At 40.8% G+C, this 16,058-nt stretch carries 13 protein-coding genes and 1 pseudogene; 3 read left to right on the top strand and 11 right to left on the bottom strand.

From position 1 onward, the window contains the following. Positions 1–12: 12 nt before the first annotated feature. The 8 genes from HMAT_RS03620 to HMAT_RS03585 form a co-directional block, all read right to left on the bottom strand. Positions 13–3,327 (bottom strand): TonB-dependent receptor, encoded by a 3,315-nt coding sequence (locus HMAT_RS03620; RefSeq protein ID WP_158655598.1) that lies wholly within the window; start codon positions 3,325–3,327, stop codon positions 13–15. Between the two features lie 193 nt (positions 3,328–3,520). After that, positions 3,521–4,717, bottom strand: coding sequence for a FecR family protein (locus tag HMAT_RS03615; protein WP_104381432.1), 1,197 nt, complete (start codon positions 4,715–4,717; stop codon positions 3,521–3,523). Positions 4,718–4,787: 70 nt separating this feature from the next. Further along, a complete protein-coding gene (locus tag HMAT_RS03610; RefSeq protein WP_104381431.1) occupies positions 4,788–5,327 on the bottom strand; it encodes a sigma-70 family RNA polymerase sigma factor in 540 nt (179 codons plus the stop codon). Positions 5,328–5,475: 148 nt separating this feature from the next. Beyond that, entirely contained in the window at positions 5,476–6,282 is an 807-nt protein-coding gene (locus HMAT_RS03605) for a DUF4476 domain-containing protein (RefSeq protein ID WP_104381430.1), read from the bottom strand. A gap of 324 nt (positions 6,283–6,606) precedes the next feature. Beyond that, positions 6,607–7,116: a hypothetical protein gene (locus tag HMAT_RS03600; protein WP_104381429.1), complete on the bottom strand. Its 510-nt coding sequence runs from the start codon at positions 7,114–7,116 to the stop codon at positions 6,607–6,609. A 290-nt stretch (positions 7,117–7,406) separates the two neighbouring features. Beyond that, complete coding sequence (locus tag HMAT_RS03595; RefSeq protein WP_104381428.1) at positions 7,407–8,261, bottom strand: AraC family transcriptional regulator; 855 nt, start codon at positions 8,259–8,261, stop codon at positions 7,407–7,409. Between the two features lie 61 nt (positions 8,262–8,322). Continuing rightward, the gene (locus tag HMAT_RS03590; RefSeq protein ID WP_233789098.1) at positions 8,323–10,206 is read right to left on the bottom strand and encodes a glycoside hydrolase family 2 protein; all 1,884 of its coding nucleotides are present in this window, start codon (positions 10,204–10,206) and stop codon (positions 8,323–8,325) included. Between the two features lie 406 nt (positions 10,207–10,612). After that, positions 10,613–11,203 (bottom strand): hypothetical protein, encoded by a 591-nt coding sequence (locus HMAT_RS03585; RefSeq protein WP_104381426.1) that lies wholly within the window; start codon positions 11,201–11,203, stop codon positions 10,613–10,615. A gap of 385 nt (positions 11,204–11,588) precedes the next feature. On the opposite strand from HMAT_RS03585, the gene HMAT_RS03580 reads away from it, so the two are divergent. Then, the gene (locus HMAT_RS03580) at positions 11,589–12,608 is read left to right on the top strand and encodes an AraC family transcriptional regulator (protein WP_104381425.1); all 1,020 of its coding nucleotides are present in this window, start codon (positions 11,589–11,591) and stop codon (positions 12,606–12,608) included. Between the two features lie 42 nt (positions 12,609–12,650). Here HMAT_RS03580 and HMAT_RS03575 read toward each other — a convergent pair whose 3' ends face one another. Continuing rightward, positions 12,651–13,001 carry a hypothetical protein gene (locus tag HMAT_RS03575; RefSeq protein WP_104381424.1) on the bottom strand — a complete coding sequence of 117 codons (351 nt, stop codon included), beginning with the start codon at positions 12,999–13,001 and terminating at the stop codon, positions 12,651–12,653. Between the two features lie 402 nt (positions 13,002–13,403). On the opposite strand from HMAT_RS03575, the pseudogene msrA reads away from it, so the two are divergent. Both msrA and msrB read left to right on the top strand, forming a co-directional pair. Beyond that, a pseudogene (msrA, locus tag HMAT_RS27670) lies at positions 13,404–13,988 on the top strand (peptide-methionine (S)-S-oxide reductase MsrA); the annotation flags it as partial. Positions 13,989–14,072: 84 nt separating this feature from the next. Then, the gene (gene msrB / locus HMAT_RS27665; protein ID WP_199768638.1) at positions 14,073–14,522 is read left to right on the top strand and encodes a peptide-methionine (R)-S-oxide reductase MsrB; all 450 of its coding nucleotides are present in this window, start codon (positions 14,073–14,075) and stop codon (positions 14,520–14,522) included. 5 nt (positions 14,523–14,527) lie between these two features. On the opposite strand, the gene HMAT_RS03565 is transcribed toward msrB, so the two are convergent. Further along, complete coding sequence (locus HMAT_RS03565; RefSeq protein WP_233789097.1) at positions 14,528–15,268, bottom strand: anti-sigma factor; 741 nt, start codon at positions 15,266–15,268, stop codon at positions 14,528–14,530. A 113-nt stretch (positions 15,269–15,381) separates the two neighbouring features. Then, positions 15,382–15,948, bottom strand: a complete 567-nt coding sequence (locus tag HMAT_RS03560) for an RNA polymerase sigma factor (RefSeq protein ID WP_104381422.1) — start codon at positions 15,946–15,948, stop codon at positions 15,382–15,384. Positions 15,949–16,058: the final 110 nt, after the last annotated feature.

The raw sequence follows: 16,058 nt of genomic DNA, 5'->3' as shown, positions 1-16,058 counted from the left end.
CCAATAATTTAATTAAAATCCAACGCTAAGTCCCAGTGTAAAGGATTTTGCCGGTGGATAAATACCCGTAAACTCGGGATCTATACCTTTGAAACTGGTGAAAACAATAGGATTCGAAGCATCTACGTATACCCGAAAGGCATTGAACCATTTTTTGTGAAACAGTGGATTGAGATCATAGCCCAATGTGATGTTACGGACCCTGACAAAGTCAGACTTTTGCAGTAAAAACTGTCCTGCTCCCGGAAATGGATTGACAACAAATGGATTCGGATATTGCCCCTGAGTGTTGCTGCTCGACCAAAATTGATCGACCATATTGGGAATATTCCACCCCCGATTAATATTGGGATTCATCTCAGTTATATACCCCATATAGTCGTTGTTACGCCTTGTTCCGAACATACCATACACATGAATATTAAGGTCAAAACCTTTGTACCGAAACGTATTACCAAAGCCCATGATGAGCCTGGGATCTGCATTGGCAAGTTTGACGACATCGGCATCGTTGATCTTTCCATCGGGTTGTCCGGTCAATCTATTATTTTCGTCGTAGCCATTGATATCTTTCACCTTTTGTACACCTGGCAATGCTCCGGGCATATGAGGGATCACTTCTCCTGGCTGCACCAAGCCATCCGTTATATAGCCCCAATGCACCCGAATGGGATCTGTTGCCGATTCATAGGATCGAAGCACTACATCAGGACTTCTTTCTTTCCAGCGATCACGGTATGCAGAAAGCGTCAGGCTGCTGGTCCACTGAAAGGCTCCGGTTAAGTTTTGCGTATTCAACGTCACCTCAAACCCCTTACTGGAGGTTTTACCGAGATTGGCAGCAACCTTATCTAGAGGAAGATAAGTCTTCAATTGCCTCTCACCTAATAGGTCGGATATTGTTTTGGAAAATAGTTCTGTCGTTACGCTGATCCGTTCGTCGAACAAGCCAAAATCCAACCCGAAATTATACTCGGTTGTTGTTTCCCACTTCAGTCCAGGATTAGCATAAGACGAAAGGTAAGTACCCGTATTAACAGCATTTCCAAATAAGTAATCGCTTCCAAAAGAATAGAAGGCAAAGGCTCCCGAGATATTGCTATTTCCCGTTTGACCAGCACTCAGACGCAATTTGGCACTCGAAATCCATTTTGCGTCGGACATAAAAGGTTCGCGGTCAATCTTCCAGGCAAATGCACCGGATGGGAAATATCCGAATTTATTTCCTGCTCCAAAACGACTTGAGCCATCGGCACGCATGGTAAAAGTAAAGAGGTACTTCTCCATCAGACTATAATTTAACCTTCCGAAATATGACGCAAGTTCATTGATGCTCTTGTAAGACCCAACTGCTGGACGTACCGATTCTCCCGCACCAATGTTACTTGTGCCAAAGGCATCTGTCGGAAATTTATTATTAGATAAATTATGACCTGAGCTTCCCATGGATTGCCATTCATAACCGAGTAACATACTTAGGTCATGTACTTCATTGAACAGCTTTCTATAACTCACAGTCGTATTAAATAATTTATCAAAACGATTATTCTGTCCAATGGTTGCTTGTCCTCCCACAGCCTCTCCATATAACGTGGACTTCGGAAGATAGGTGTTGTTCACCGCATCCTGCTTGTCGAATCCCAGCTGTGTACGTATTTTGAGGTCTTTGATCGGCTCTATTTCAGCAAAGGTCTGCACCATCAAACGATTCTGCTCGGTGATATTGCTTATATCGAGCAGGGAAACGGGATTCGGGAAGAAGGTCGAGTTCGGAACAATGGAATAACTTCCATCCGTGAGATAAACCGGTAATGTAGGCGTAAATTTAAGTGCCGACTCCAATACACCGGTATTCTCTGCTCCTCCGGTTCCCAAGGCTGGATTATTGATATCTATACGGCTTCCACTGGCTCTTACACCCGCCTTAAGCCAACTATTTACCTCTTGGGTGATATTTACACGCCCAGTATAGCGATTGAAGTCATTCTTCCTGACAATACCATCCTGTCCAAAATAATTAAATGATACGAGGTAGTTTGTTTTATCATTGGCACCGCTAATACTGAGGTTATGATCCTGAATACGCCCTTTTCGAGTAACCTCATCGATCCAGTTTGTGCCCCTACCCGCGGCATTAATCTCATCTTCGGTATATGGGGCAGTAAATGCTGGTACAGTTGAGGGATCTTTACCTCCGTATACACCAACTTTGTTATTGACCATCCAAAGTTCATATAGATAATTACTACGCGCACGCATCCACTGACCGGCATCCATCATTTCCCAGGGTTTCTGAACACGTTGCATACTCGTTTTCAGATCATAGGAAACCCTAGCGCGACCCTGTTTGCCGGATTTTGTGGTGATCAAGATAACACCATTCGCCGCACGGGCACCATAAATCGCTGTCGCGCTAGCATCCTTTAGTACCTCTATGGATTCGATATCATTGGGATTAATCGAATTGAGCGGGCTGCGACTACCGATTGAATAGCGGGTATTTGTTCCAGGGTCCACGCCACCGGTAACCGGGAATCCGTCGATGATGTAGAGAGGTGCATTTCCCGCTCCTGTTGATGCCGCTCCCCGAATCAATACTTCAACCCCGCCGCCAGGTTGCGCATCGGTAGACCGTACTTGTACACCAGCTGCTTTACCCGCTAGCATTTGTTCCACCGAGGCACTGGCTGCTTTTGGGAGATCTTCTGCTTTGATGGAACTGATCGCCCCAGTAAGATCAGCTCTTTTCTGTGTTCCGTAGCCTATTACAACTACTTCTTCCAGTTTGCTGTCACCGGCGGGAATCATAGTGACAGTTGCCATCCGGGTTGAAGCCACCGCTACAGTGTATGATCGAAAGCCAATGTATTTAAACTCCAGCTGATCACCGATACTGGCCCTAACTTCATAATTACCCTGGTCGTCTGTGACTGTAGCAATCGCTTTGCCCAGCACATTGACCGAAACGCCTGCCAAAGGCTGATTATCAGCCGCAACCACCTTCCCTCGAATAGTTATCTGCTGTGAAATAATCGGAGTTTGCGAAATCGTTACTGTCCCATCATAGATACGATATTCAAAAGGCTGGTCTTTGAACGCAAGCTTCAGAACCTCGCTCAGTGGAGCATTTTGCAGATCAAGATTTACCGGTAACGATTTTTCCAAAATACCCTTTTTATACATAAAGCGATAATTTGTCTGTTTCTGCAATTCGGTTATCAATTCTTTTAAGTTGATATTTTTCTTTTGAAGATTTACTTTTTGTCCCAGAGCACTGGCATGAACGCTTACTGTCAATGCAAGTGAAAACGCTAAAGAAAGTTTCATGACTAATACTGTTTTTCGAAGGTTAATGCCATAACGAGGCTCGTCTGGGTATTGCCTTAACCAGATTTTATACATAATTTTGAATTGATTAGGTTATTAAACTATTTGTTACTACACATTTGGTATACCGAATTACTTCCGGAGGTATTTGCCGTATCTCCGGATTCTTTATACCATCATCATTTAGGTCAGTTTATTTCATTTTTCCTCCTTTATTTTTTGTTACTATTAATTTCTTTCCATTGATTTCAAATGCATATTCCGACATATCCGTCAGCATCTTACAGATAGTACCCAAGGTGATCGAGCGCTTTGCGCCCCCCATATACCTAGTCTGATCCAAACTTATCCGATAGTCGACGCTGATATCATACCACCTGGATACTTCGTCAAGAATTTCCGGCAGCGTCTTTCCATCGAAATAAAAATACCCATCACGCCAGGACAATGCTTCGTTGATATCCGCCTTCTCTGTCTGCAGGAATTCTCCCTTATTAATCACTGCCTGCCCGGGAGATAAACTTGTGCGCGTCTGATTACCAATGACCTCAACTTTACCTTCTGTCAATAAAGTTTTGACAATGTTCTCCTGATAATTATTGATATTAAATGCGGTCCCAATTACATGAACAGCATAGCCCTGTGTTTCTACAATAAATGGTTTTTGTTTATTCTTGGCAACTTCAAAAAAAGCTTCCCCGGAAAGAAGCTTCATGCGCCGCTCCTTCGCAGAAAACTGCATTGGAAATTCGATTTCACTATTTGCGTTTAACCATATTTTAGTGCCATCAGCCAGAATAGTCTGAAAAGTTCCCCCTTTGGGTGTATGAATACGATTGCCCCTATATTCGTCAGCATTTGCCTGATTCCTAAATTCAACCGAACCATTGGAGATATGAATCATCCCTGTATCAATTACCTTTCCCTGCTGACCTGATGCCCCCAATTCGATGACACGTCCATCGGCCAACGTAAGGGTTGCCCCAGCATGCCCCGGAGTAACATCATTTTTAAAGCCAAATTGATGATCTGGTATAATGGATGTATTAGATTCGACTGGACGATTTAAAAATAGACAAACAATAGCAATAAGTATGGCCGCAGTGGCCGATAACCAGATAACCAAAGGCGAACCCCTTCTCCGGGCAGATGATTTTGAAGCTTCTTTTTCTTCAAAGGCATCCCAGCGTTGCTTAAGATCTATGTCGCTCAATTCTTCGAAATCTTGGCTGAGCAGATCTGTATCCCTTAGGTCCGTAAATGCTTCACTTGCTGAAAGGTTCTCATCCATATATCTTTTCAATTTCATGATTTCATCATCAGATGCCACTCCCAGAATGTACTTCGCTAAAACTCCGGCAAAATAAAGGTGTTCTCCAGTTTTATCCATACGATAACTTAGGTTTTTTAATACTATGTACCATTGCGAATAAAATGGGGTGAAAAGGATATAAACTTTTTTAATGAAAAAGGTAAATGCAAAGAAGTGAGAAAGCCTGCGGAGAGATTTTGTCCCTTAAAAGTTGAAGCGCACGCTTCTTTTGTGTCTTGACCGTATTGATACTAACACCCAGCATATCGGCGATCTCCTGGTTTTTAAAACCTTCTAGGTAGCCCAATTTACATATTTGTTTGCAGCCCTGCGGTAAAGATTCCAACGCAATGTATAACTCTGCCATAACTTCTGCCTGAAAAAGCTTTCCAAAAACAGCCGCATCTTCCCATTCTGCCATCTTTTCCTTACGGAAGAACAACGCTGTGGATTTTTGCTTTCTGAGATTTTTGAAAGCGAGATTTCTGACGGTTGTATATAAAAAAGATTTGATGACGGGGGGAGCATCCGAAGTTTTCATATTGGCATGTATCAACACCATAAAACTATCTTGAACAAGATCATGCGCAATCTCCCTATCATTTACCAAACTTTTGGCAAAAAGATATAAGCGATGATAATGCAAATCAAAATAGACCTTTATTTCTTCATTGGATAAATTTCCCATATTGAAATCCGTTTTTCAGGTAGTAAACACAAGCGATGTCAAAACAATTGGTGCAATAAATCAAAGTTAGAAGTTATCAACAATTATCCAAATTTAATTTATAAGGGTATAAGATTAAAAAAAGAAAATTGGCTCAGTATTTATGCAGTTACATTCCATCTAAACGATCAACCACCTGATCTCGAAATTGCTGCTCGATAAATTTCAATAAATCATTTTTATTACCGAGAAAAGTAAAATTGCCTGAAAGCAGCGAATAGTTTCGTTTGTCCGAACAATTTTTATAGGCCGCTTTTGCCACTTTCAATTTTCCCTCGTCCCACTGAAAGCGCTTCATGATCTCATTAATTTGATCAACATGCAATGTCGTTTCCGAAAATATCGGGTTAATGATTTTAAACTTTGCCTCATCAAAGGGTTCTTTATTCATCAAACTAAACAGTCTATCCAATTCCGCTTTACTTATCGGAGTAATAGAGTTTATCGGAGAAATACCCAAATCTGAATCCACCTCTAATTGAATCGGTCTACCTGGCCTGCCATAAGCATAAGCCAATCCACGGACATTTTCTATCGAAGACATATTAATTGGGATCTGTGCAAACAAATTCAGGTACTGTCCACGACCTCGTGTACGTCCTGGACTTCCGATTTTAAAGATCATCTCCACAAAGTCTCCATTCTCATTACGTACGGCGATTTCTGTCCGCTCAATGTTTCGCGCGCTTCTTCCTTCGATTGCTGTACTTATGCTATACAACTGATCCGAAAGACCGGTTATGGTTACCTGCAATTCCGGACGATCATTATAAACCAGCCCATTTAACGACAGCACAAAGGGTTGGCTATCGGACACAACTGTAATTCTTCCGGCATTGGAGGAATGGCGATACTGTGCATACAAATTGAAGCCTAACAACTGAACGAGAAAGAAAGCAACGATATATTTCATCATATGACATAGATTATTTTATACTATGACTGCCGCTTTTCCTCAAAGATTAATTCACCTCCCGATTTTTTATTAAATTCCTCCAGCAGAACCATAATGATCAACGGATATATCTAAATAGACCTTTCAATATGTTTACTTTTTACTATATTTTTGTATGATATTCGTAAGTACGGCCTCCGTAAGTTCATGCCCGTCTAACGTTAGAAAACCTTCCCAGCGAACAATCCCATCAGGATCTAACAAAATGCAATACGGAATTCCCTACGGCAAGGACTGCACCAGGTTGCCCAAAAATCAATTTAGGCATCTGCTCGCTGCAAACGACTACCCTTTGATATCGATCGAAGAAGCCGCCGCATTGCTCCTTTTTTGCATGATAAATTGAAGAATGGATCCAATGAAAAAAAGCACGAATAGAACCAGGAGTGTATGCCCGATTATCGGATCTTTACTATCACTCGCCAAGGGATGCCCAAGCGGTATTCTCGTAAACGTCTCATTAATTGTCGGCACGAGTGATAGAAAAAAACTAAAAGACAATAAGAAGTTCTCGATATACCTAACTTTTTGATTTCCCTTTTTGTCCAAAAAGAGATAAAAAGAAACCACAATCAAAAGAAGAATAAATAATGAAAATACATGTCCGGCATTAAAGCCGCCCTGTTTTGAAATCCCCAGAGCCGTTAATGAGGTAAGCGCGGTCGCATAGAAATATATTTTGCCGGACAATACGGCTAAATTGATTTTCCCGTACCTGATAAAACCTACTAATGCTGCTAAGATAGCTGAAATTCCAATAATGGTGTGAAAAAATCCTAAATTTGATAAACCCATTTTTTCTTTATTAGTTGATACACGAATGAATAAAGCGGCCCTTCCGAAACCGCCATGTACCTAACGCCTTTGTTAACACTCAAAAACGGAGCTAAACAATATGCCGAAAGGATCATTACAAATTTGCGTTGAAATGATCGAAATAACTTTGGGATTTGGTTCAACTATTTGAGATTTTGGTTCAAAAAAATAGCACTTCTTTGCTCTTTAGAAATGCTATTATAAATAAGAAAAAAAAGAAGCTTATATCACCATAAGAGTAATTATAAATCGTTACGGCTTCTTATTGCTTACTTTACTCCCCGTTGTTGACGGTAAGCCGTTGGGCTCAGATGGTACTTATCGTTAAAACTTTTGGTGAAAGTCGCCAAATCATTGAAACCACAATTGAACGCGATATCACCCACGCGCTCATTAGATAGAGCGAGCAGTTCAGCAGCCTTTTCCAGTTTTTTGTTTCTGATATAACTGGCTGGTGTATCATTGTATAACTTAGTAAACTCCCGTTTAAAAGAAGATATGCTTAGATTATTTTGTTCAGCAAGTTGTTCTATTGTCAGTTGTGAAAATAAATTGGCCTCAATAATCTGCTTGAACGAATAGCTTGTTGGTGAAAATAATTGGGACAGAATCAATTGAATTACGTCTGCGTTTGGTGACTGCGCCAGCAACAAGATGATTTCCTTTAATTTTAGTACCAAAATATCCTCATTCACCAACGTGGGATTATCAAAATAGAAGAGCAAACCTTCCACGTACCTTTGAACCAAGAAATCATTGCCTATTTTCTCATTTGATTGATTTGAAATTATATGTTTGGGGTTTTGCAACAATGCGGGCAGCTCACGTTCATAAATGCGCTTTAAAATATCGGGATGAAACGTAACAATAACGACCCGACAATGCCGATCTGACTGGGCATTATAGATCTGTTTTCCGGAGCTTATACAATTAAGCAACAGTGCATAATTCGTTGGAAAGCTGATTTGCTCATCATTTTGCTGAAACTGAAACTCCCCTTCCAAAACATATAGAAAACAAGCTTGCTCGGCGACCGGAAAGTCATATTTAAAGGGTGCTGATAGATCAATTTTCTGAATCAGCGGCTTGCCAAACAATTCGTATTTCTTATAGTCAATTACCATTACTGTAAATTTAAGGATTAAATCCGATCCGTATGGATGTATTTTTTCTAGTGTATTTTTTCTATTCTACTGGATAAACCCTCGAAATCGAGCTTATTTTCTTCTTTTTTGCTCCAATCTTCTTGCTGCTTTGTATGATTTCCTCGTTTATCCATTTTACTTTTTTCAGATCCATTTTTTCGACCTGACGATCATAGGTCACCAGGCCATTGATTTCATGTTCCACATCGGTAGTTTGTGTATAGATAGCAGCACTTAAGCCTTTATATATCATACGTTGCTCAATTTCATTAAGCAGATAGACGTAAGTATCTGTCAGCGTCTCCTTATTGATCAATATTTCGTAGGCATTATTTTGTACGGGCCACATGTGATTACGTACAAAAAGACCTTTTCCACCAAATTCACCCAAGGACGCAGCCCGATGGTCATCGGGTTTCGGAAATGCTTTATCCTCCATTTTGCCATAGTGATGCATATCTACAAAATCTCCATTACCGGGATCGCCCTGTGCCGGACGGTATCCTGGAGCATAATTAAATCCTGAATTACCATTGACCAATCTCGATGGATCGTATTCCTTGGCCCAGTTGGTGATATCTGACACCTCAAAGGCACCCCAATTTTCATTAAACGGCACCCAAGTCACAATCGAAGGCACACTGATCAGCTGATCCATCATCTGTTTCAGTTCCGTCCTGAACTGCTTGCGCACAGCAATAGAATCGTTGTCGTCGGGATACCACAAATTTGGCATATCCTGCCATACCATTAATCCTAGACGGTCACAATGATAATACCAGCGCATCGGTTCCACTTTGATATGTTTCCGGATAACATTAAAACCTGCGTTTTTGGCTAGTTGGATATCATACAATAAAGCCGCTTCTGTCGGTGCTGTAAAGATGCCATCAGGCCAATAACCCTGATCCAGCACACCAATCTGGAACTGAAACTTTCCGTTTAACAAGGTTCTGTTTACCCCCTCCACTTTCTCAATACCAATAGAACGCATCGCGAAGTAAGAGTCCACCTGATCTACTATACGCCCCGCCCTATCTTTCAGTTCTATATGCAATTGATACAGAAAAGGATCATCCGGACTCCATACATGGGGATTACTCACCGGAAGAAAAAAAGATTCATCAGCTCTTCCCTCCGCTTTAGCGACCTGCTGCTTTTCGTCGCTCGCCGTTGCAACGATCGTCAGGCCATTTTCCGGAGTAAATGCAGTAATCTCTAATCTGTTATTTTTCAGGTCGGGAATCAGCTTAAGCAAGCTTACATAGTTTTGCTGTACCGGCTCCATCCACACCGTTTGCCAAATTCCCGAACTAAAGGTATAATCACCTTTATCCCCGTTCTTTCCCGAAGGGCTCTTGCCATCATTTGGGTCATAGGCGCCTACCACAAGACTATTATTCCCCGATTTTAAAAAATCGGAAATATCAATACTAAAGGCACTATAACCACCGATATGCTCGCCAGCTTTTTTTCCATTTACAAATATTACGGCATATTGATCTACCGCGCCGAAATGCAATAAAACGCGTTTACCTTTCCAGGCCGCCGGAATCTGAACATTTCTTCTATACCATAAAAATTGCTCACCACTTCTGGCAATCCCGGAAAGCTCTGATTCAGGTACAAAAGGTACCCGGATCTGTTCGGGATTTTTTGGAAAAACCGGTGCAATTTCAGCCATTCTTGGATCTTTAAGGTTACTCCCTCCCATATAATCCCATAAGCCGTTGAGATTCTGCCATTCCTTGCGTTTCAGCTGTGGACGTGGATATTCTGGCAATGGAATTTCAGCCGTCAATACTTGCTCCGTCCAAGGTGTAGGCAATGTAAAGTCGGCTAACAACTGTGCTTTGGATATAGCTGTCCCTAACACGGTGAACAACACGAATGTGATAAGACGGAATTGTACAGGATTCATCATAGAGTTTAGTTTTAATCAGTTTGTTTTATGCTTCAAGACAATATGAAATAGTATCAAAATTGGTGAACAAGAAGCGGACAAACCTAGCAGTACTTAATTTGCTGAATTGATATTTGGTTTAGATTTAACGCCCTAATTTAAAAATTTTTCATTTTTTTAGGAGTAAAAATAGCACAAATAATACAGGAAAAAAATGAGACTAAAACGTTAATGCATTTTATAGCTAGAATCAGTAGACAAAAAATGTTATAGTGGATATTAAACCTCGCAGTATAACGAAATTGTTTGTGGGCCATTTCATTTCTATTCAACTATACGACATTTTGAGGCATCAAATTCAAGATCAGACACACTTCAAACTATTCAGATACAAGCTTCAATATTTACAATTTGCATGAATATCCTGTCAAATTAAATCAAACTCATCATTTAACCTTTCTTCTTCGATCGTTTTTAACATTTTCCAAAACAATTTTAAGTTATTCTTGAGGTCACGTGAAGGCGTCATCATTTTTTTGAGTTTCTCATCAGGCAACAAGCATTTTAATTTTTTCTTTATTTGAGAATTAAGTTTGAGCTCTTCAGGACGATGTAAATATACCCTAAAATACAGCATATTTAAGTAGACTGTTGCGCTGACTTTTACTAACCAAGGATTGGACATCAACACTTTTGTAGTAACCTCTATATAGCAGATAGTACCGTCTTTCATATATACATCTGATTTACGTGGACCTTTCACAACAATCACGGCCTGAAGGCATTTTATCTTTTTTTGATTATACAGCTCAGACTTGTCGCTTCTGCGCAAAATATATTCCATTAATGCCGAACAGTCCCGTTCTCTTTTCCAAAGAGTCACCAAAGGCTCCAGAGAGAATTCATTATCCGTTTGAAAAAAAGAAGGTCTTTTCTGTATGTTTGATCCGTTATCTGGAGGCATTAGCATCTTTTTTTCACCTGTAACTGTTTCTGTTCTTTCTTCAGCTTTATTCATTATTTTATTTCATAAGAAAAGTAAAACATAAGAATATCTTTATAATACATTGAAATTTTTCAGACAGATATTGGCATTTTATTAATTATTGGTTTTTACCGAATTTGACCGTATAATATAGGTTGAGTCGCTGTAGAGCGAATATTGATTCGCGTCATTAGAATCAAAGACAAAATTACCGCCAACCCAAATTTACAAAATTTCTTTTAATTATATATTTGTTCAACTATTACACTTTCCGTAAAAATTTACTGATTCCAACTTTTTATTATTAATTCGTTTGCTTTGCCACGTATACTTTATTTTATTTGTCCATAAGTTTAATTCTTACAACAAACCAATTTTCCTAGTTAACCCGAAATTTTTCAAAAAAATCAATAGTTGTATGCAGTCAAAATCATTTCATTTGATACAAACAAATATGTGTTTACAAGCGGAAAGTATGCTGACAAAATCCATAAAGCAAAGACTACCAGGTAGTCGTAAGCGACTGTTTTACAACAGTAGCATAAGAATATTTGAAGAATATCTAAGTATCGGCAATCTGGAAAGTTATAGCTATACCATTGAAGCAGCTACACGCACAGCGATCAATTTTCAAATCCACAATCCCCAAACACATTTGCTCTACCACACGGAAGGGCGTAAAGCCGTTCGATATTGCCAGTACCAGGGCTGTGAGGAGTATCTGTTCCCCCCACAACAGGGTGTATTCCTCTATGTTCCGGAGACTATCATCAACTTATATTTTGAGCCCGGAAGATATCATATACAGGGATTTACCTTGCCTGTCGACCTACTTCAATGTGGTGAATTAGCCGAATTTGGATTTTTGACCGAAATCATTGCTATCAATAAAATAAAGCCCCCACAATATAAAGCTAGCATCGGTTTTATAGCTTCAGAGCACACCCGGCGAATTCTTCGCGATCTTACTATCAAACTTGGTAATAAACCACTTATTCCAAAGATCAGCATCTTACAAAAAATTGAGGATCTACTTTATCTTTGCAAAGATAAAGTATTAATAGCCAGAGGGCAGTTGTGCGGCCCTGATCTGATGGTGCAACAAGCTCGTCTGCTCATTTCCAAACGCATCGCCGAAAGTGATGATCTGCTGAGGATCAAAGACATTGCCGATACCCTAAATATTCGGCCAAGCTACTTAAGTTATCTTCATAAAGAACGATTTGGAATCGCAATTATGAAATATCGGAATCAAGAACTGCTGAAAAAAGCTAAATATTGTCTCCGTCAAAACCAGTCGATCAAAATGAGCACAATAAGATGCGGTTTTGGGGATGAGTCCAGCTTCTGTCATTTTTTTAAAAGACAAACAGGACTCACCCCAAGCGGTTATCTCTTGGCTACTCCGGAGCCGGGAGATGACAAAGAATGCAATTGATTTGCAATTTGTCGACTAGCGAAGAATTATCGAAATAGATGTTTACCCCTGATTATCCAGTAAATCCTGAGGATCCTCCAGTGGCGTATAGATATTGATGTTGTCGCCATTTTTCTTTTTTAGATAATAGCGAATTTTGGTCGTGTCAATGCCGTTGACATCCGCTGCTGTCCATATCTTTTGATGGCCGGTTCCATCGACCGTTATTACAGTATCAAGTCCATGGGCGATGATTTTTTGCAAACCAGCGCTGGCTGTCCGCTCTCCCTCACGGGATAGGAGATGAATATTGCCATCTTTATCCACAAAGTGGATTTCTGGCTTATGGCTACAACTAGCCAACAGTAAGATAGCTAGTGATAAAAAGAAAAAAGTCTTTACTATGGTTTTCATATGATGTTGAATAAATCGTTTATGTCGTATAAAAATTCGGAAGCTTGAATATTTTCACTTGCAAAAAGAGAAAAAGCTACTGATAAAATTTTTATCGATACAAAAAAGCTGCCAAACTAATGTTTCTGAAAACTTCATGTTTAGATTCGACAAGCTGCTGTATTGATTTTTGTTACCGCCCTTTTGTCAGTTTAGCCATATTCGACAAACAACCTTTGTCTGCCCAGTGTAAAAAGGATTGCACCCGCAGCTATCGTCAGCATTTCTAAGTCAGAAACCATGGAAAAGGTATAGTGTTTGTATCGATAGAAAGAGCAACAGTAAAATTATTTCGCGCCATTCAATGCGAATTAAAATCAATATGCTCAGCTAAAAAGATAAGGGGGTAAAACGGGAGGTCATATGAAACAGTTAATTGTACTGCTGGCTTTAGGCATAGGTCTATTCATTGTCAGCAAGTTCGGCTTTTCACAGAAAGCACAGAAAACCACAGGATTAAAATCAGCTAAACAACATACTATGGATACGATAAAAGACAAAGATCAGGTCATCTATTTCGCAGGAGGTTGCTTTTGGGGGACCGAGCACTTCTTCAAGCAAGTACGTGGAGTTACCGCCACAGAAGTCGGCTACGCCAACGGCAATTTACAGAATCCCACCTATACCCAGGTATCCACCGGGAAAACAGGCTTCGCCGAAACGGTCAAGGTAAGCTACGATCCACAGGTCATAGACCTCAAATTGCTGGTAGACCTATTTCTGAAAACAATAGATCCCACATCGCTCAACAGACAGGGCAATGATATCGGAACACAATACCGTACCGGTATCTACTACAGCAATGCGGCCGACGTGCCCGTGATCAAGGAGCGTCTGGCAGAGCTGGCGAAACAATACCCGGCGCAGATTGTGGTGGAATTGGAACCATTGCAGAACTACTACGATGCTGAATCTTACCATCAAAAATACCTCGACAAAAATCCGGGTGGCTACTGTCACATTGGTGCAGATTTATTTGAATTGGCCCGAAAGGCAAATCCAGACACAACAAAAGTGACCTCTGCTCCTTCCATGAGCTACAAAAAGGTAGACAAGGAAATTCTGAAAAAGGAGCTTACCCCATTGCAATACGACGTGACGCAAAACAATGCGACCGAGCGCGCCTTCGCCAACGAATACAACGATGAATTTAGAGAAGGTATTTACGTGGATATCACTACCGGAGAACCCCTGTTCGTTTCTACCGATAAATTTGAGTCAGGCTGTGGGTGGCCAAGTTTTTCCAAACCAATCAGCGACAGCTTGATAGCGGAAGTGTCCGATAATTCTTTTGGCATGCGGCGTACTGAAGTGCGAAGCAAGACAGGCGATGCGCATCTAGGACACGTATTTGACGATGGACCGGCAGACAAAGGAGGTCTCCGCTACTGCATCAACAGCGCTTCGCTCAAGTTTATACCCAAAGAAAAAATGAAAGCTGAAGGCTACGAAAAATATTTGCCATTATTGGTTAAAAAATAGTTTTTTTAGATGCTGCCCATCACACAGAGTTCAGTAAGCGTGGGCACATCTTTCCCCCCCTCATCTTCAAGTGTAATGGCAAATGCCTGAGCCTTGGCAACATCCAGCATTTTACTGGCCATTTCTTCTTTGGCGTTCAAGGGGAATACACCTGCGCTGACAGGCTTGCCGTCGACCATCGCCCACAGTTGGTACTGCTTGCCCTTCGGAACCGCAGGCATCTGTTCAAGACTGAGGTATACCGCTTTTGATGCCTGATCCCAAAATACGAGTGCATGCAGATCAGGTTTGTTTTCAACTCCTTTTAACGGTATAGTTTTTATGGCCGGATTTTGTACCAGACTCCATTTGTCTTGTAAAACAGCTAGTGTAGCCTGCTGTGAATCCAGCGCAGCAGTTGTTTTGGCCAATGTTGCTTTGCTGTCCTGTTGCTGCTGATAGAAGAATAAATTTACGCCGGCACTGAGTAAAAACAGTAGGCTGGCAGCTATGGCCCAGCCATAGGACCTAGCCGGCACGATCCGCTTAGGCTCCTCTTCATCGTTCAGCATCGGCGGTTGGACAACAGCATCATCGGATATAGCTTCCTCCGTCGGCAGACTGTCTGGCTGATCGTCCTTCACAATCTGATTTTCAGCTTCAAGCCTATTCCAGATATCCTGTTTTAAGGCAGCAGGCATCGCCATCGCCTGGATATCGGCTAATCCCTCGAGTGCTTTTTCGGCCTCGGCGATCGCTTGTTCCACTTCGACATTATTTTTTCGAATACAGTTCAAGATGCTAACTTCCTCTTCGGAAGCAAGCCCCAAAACGTACGATTCAATAATCCCTGACGATATGTAAGCTGCGATATCCAAAATTAACGATAGTCCTTTAATAATTGTTTTAACTGTAAAAATGCAGCTTTGGTCCGTGTTTTTACGGTACCCAAAGGAACATCAAGCTGTTCGGCAATTTCCTGTTGCGTATATCCTTCATAGTAGGCCATCTCGATCAAGATACGACATTCAGGCTTTAATTTATCCAAAATATTTCTGAATCCAATAAAATCTGCTTTCGTATGTTGCTCGCTCTGGCTCTGATCCTGTTCTTCCTTTGTATTTACGATATTTGAGAGCGGTTGGTTTTTCATTTCGTTGACCACGCCCTTGGATTTGCGGTAATCCAGCGCCGTGTTACGTGCAATATTGATCATCCAGGTGTATAACCTGCCTTTTTCGGCATCAAAAAGATCGACATGTTTCCAGATTTTCACAAATACATCCTGAATCACTTCCTCGGCATGTTCAGTGGAAGCTACGATACGACACACCACCCCATACAGCGCATCCGCATAGTTATCGTATAGATAACTAAAGGCCTGTTGGTTCTTTTTCTTCAATAAAAGAATCAAGGTTTCTTCAGGAAGGTTGTGTAATGGACTCAAATTTCACGTTTATAACGAAATAAAGATGTAGATAAAAAACTGAAAAACAATGTAACAGCTATAAATCACGTAAAAATACTCAGATCACGATAAATAGCGTGAAAAATACC

The organism is Sphingobacterium sp. HMA12 (genome assembly GCF_002933815.1).
Classification (GTDB): Bacteria; Bacteroidota; Bacteroidia; order Sphingobacteriales; family Sphingobacteriaceae; genus Sphingobacterium.
This window is presented reverse-complemented; position numbering and strand designations above follow the sequence as displayed.

Bases quoted from the DNA above. Each gene is read 5' to 3' on its own strand.
- HMAT_RS03600 (WP_104381429.1), bottom strand. From the start codon at position 7,116: ATGGGTTTATCAAATTTAGGATTTTTTCACACCATTATTGGAATTTCA.
- HMAT_RS03590 (WP_233789098.1), bottom strand. From the start codon at position 10,206: ATGATGAATCCTGTACAATTCCGTCTTATCACATTCGTGTTGTTCACC.
- HMAT_RS03595 (WP_104381428.1), bottom strand. From the start codon at position 8,261: ATGGTAATTGACTATAAGAAATACGAATTGTTTGGCAAGCCGCTGATT.
- msrB (WP_199768638.1), top strand. From the start codon at position 14,073: ATGAGCTACAAAAAGGTAGACAAGGAAATTCTGAAAAAGGAGCTTACC.
- HMAT_RS03610 (WP_104381431.1), bottom strand. From the start codon at position 5,327: ATGGGAAATTTATCCAATGAAGAAATAAAGGTCTATTTTGATTTGCAT.
- HMAT_RS03615 (WP_104381432.1), bottom strand. From the start codon at position 4,717: ATGGATAAAACTGGAGAACACCTTTATTTTGCCGGAGTTTTAGCGAAG.
- HMAT_RS03575 (WP_104381424.1), bottom strand. From the start codon at position 13,001: ATGAAAACCATAGTAAAGACTTTTTTCTTTTTATCACTAGCTATCTTA.
- HMAT_RS03605 (WP_104381430.1), bottom strand. From the start codon at position 6,282: ATGATGAAATATATCGTTGCTTTCTTTCTCGTTCAGTTGTTAGGCTTC.
- HMAT_RS03585 (WP_104381426.1), bottom strand. From the start codon at position 11,203: ATGAATAAAGCTGAAGAAAGAACAGAAACAGTTACAGGTGAAAAAAAG.
- HMAT_RS03620 (WP_158655598.1), bottom strand. From the start codon at position 3,327: ATGAAACTTTCTTTAGCGTTTTCACTTGCATTGACAGTAAGCGTTCAT.
- HMAT_RS03580 (WP_104381425.1), top strand. From the start codon at position 11,589: ATGCAGTCAAAATCATTTCATTTGATACAAACAAATATGTGTTTACAA.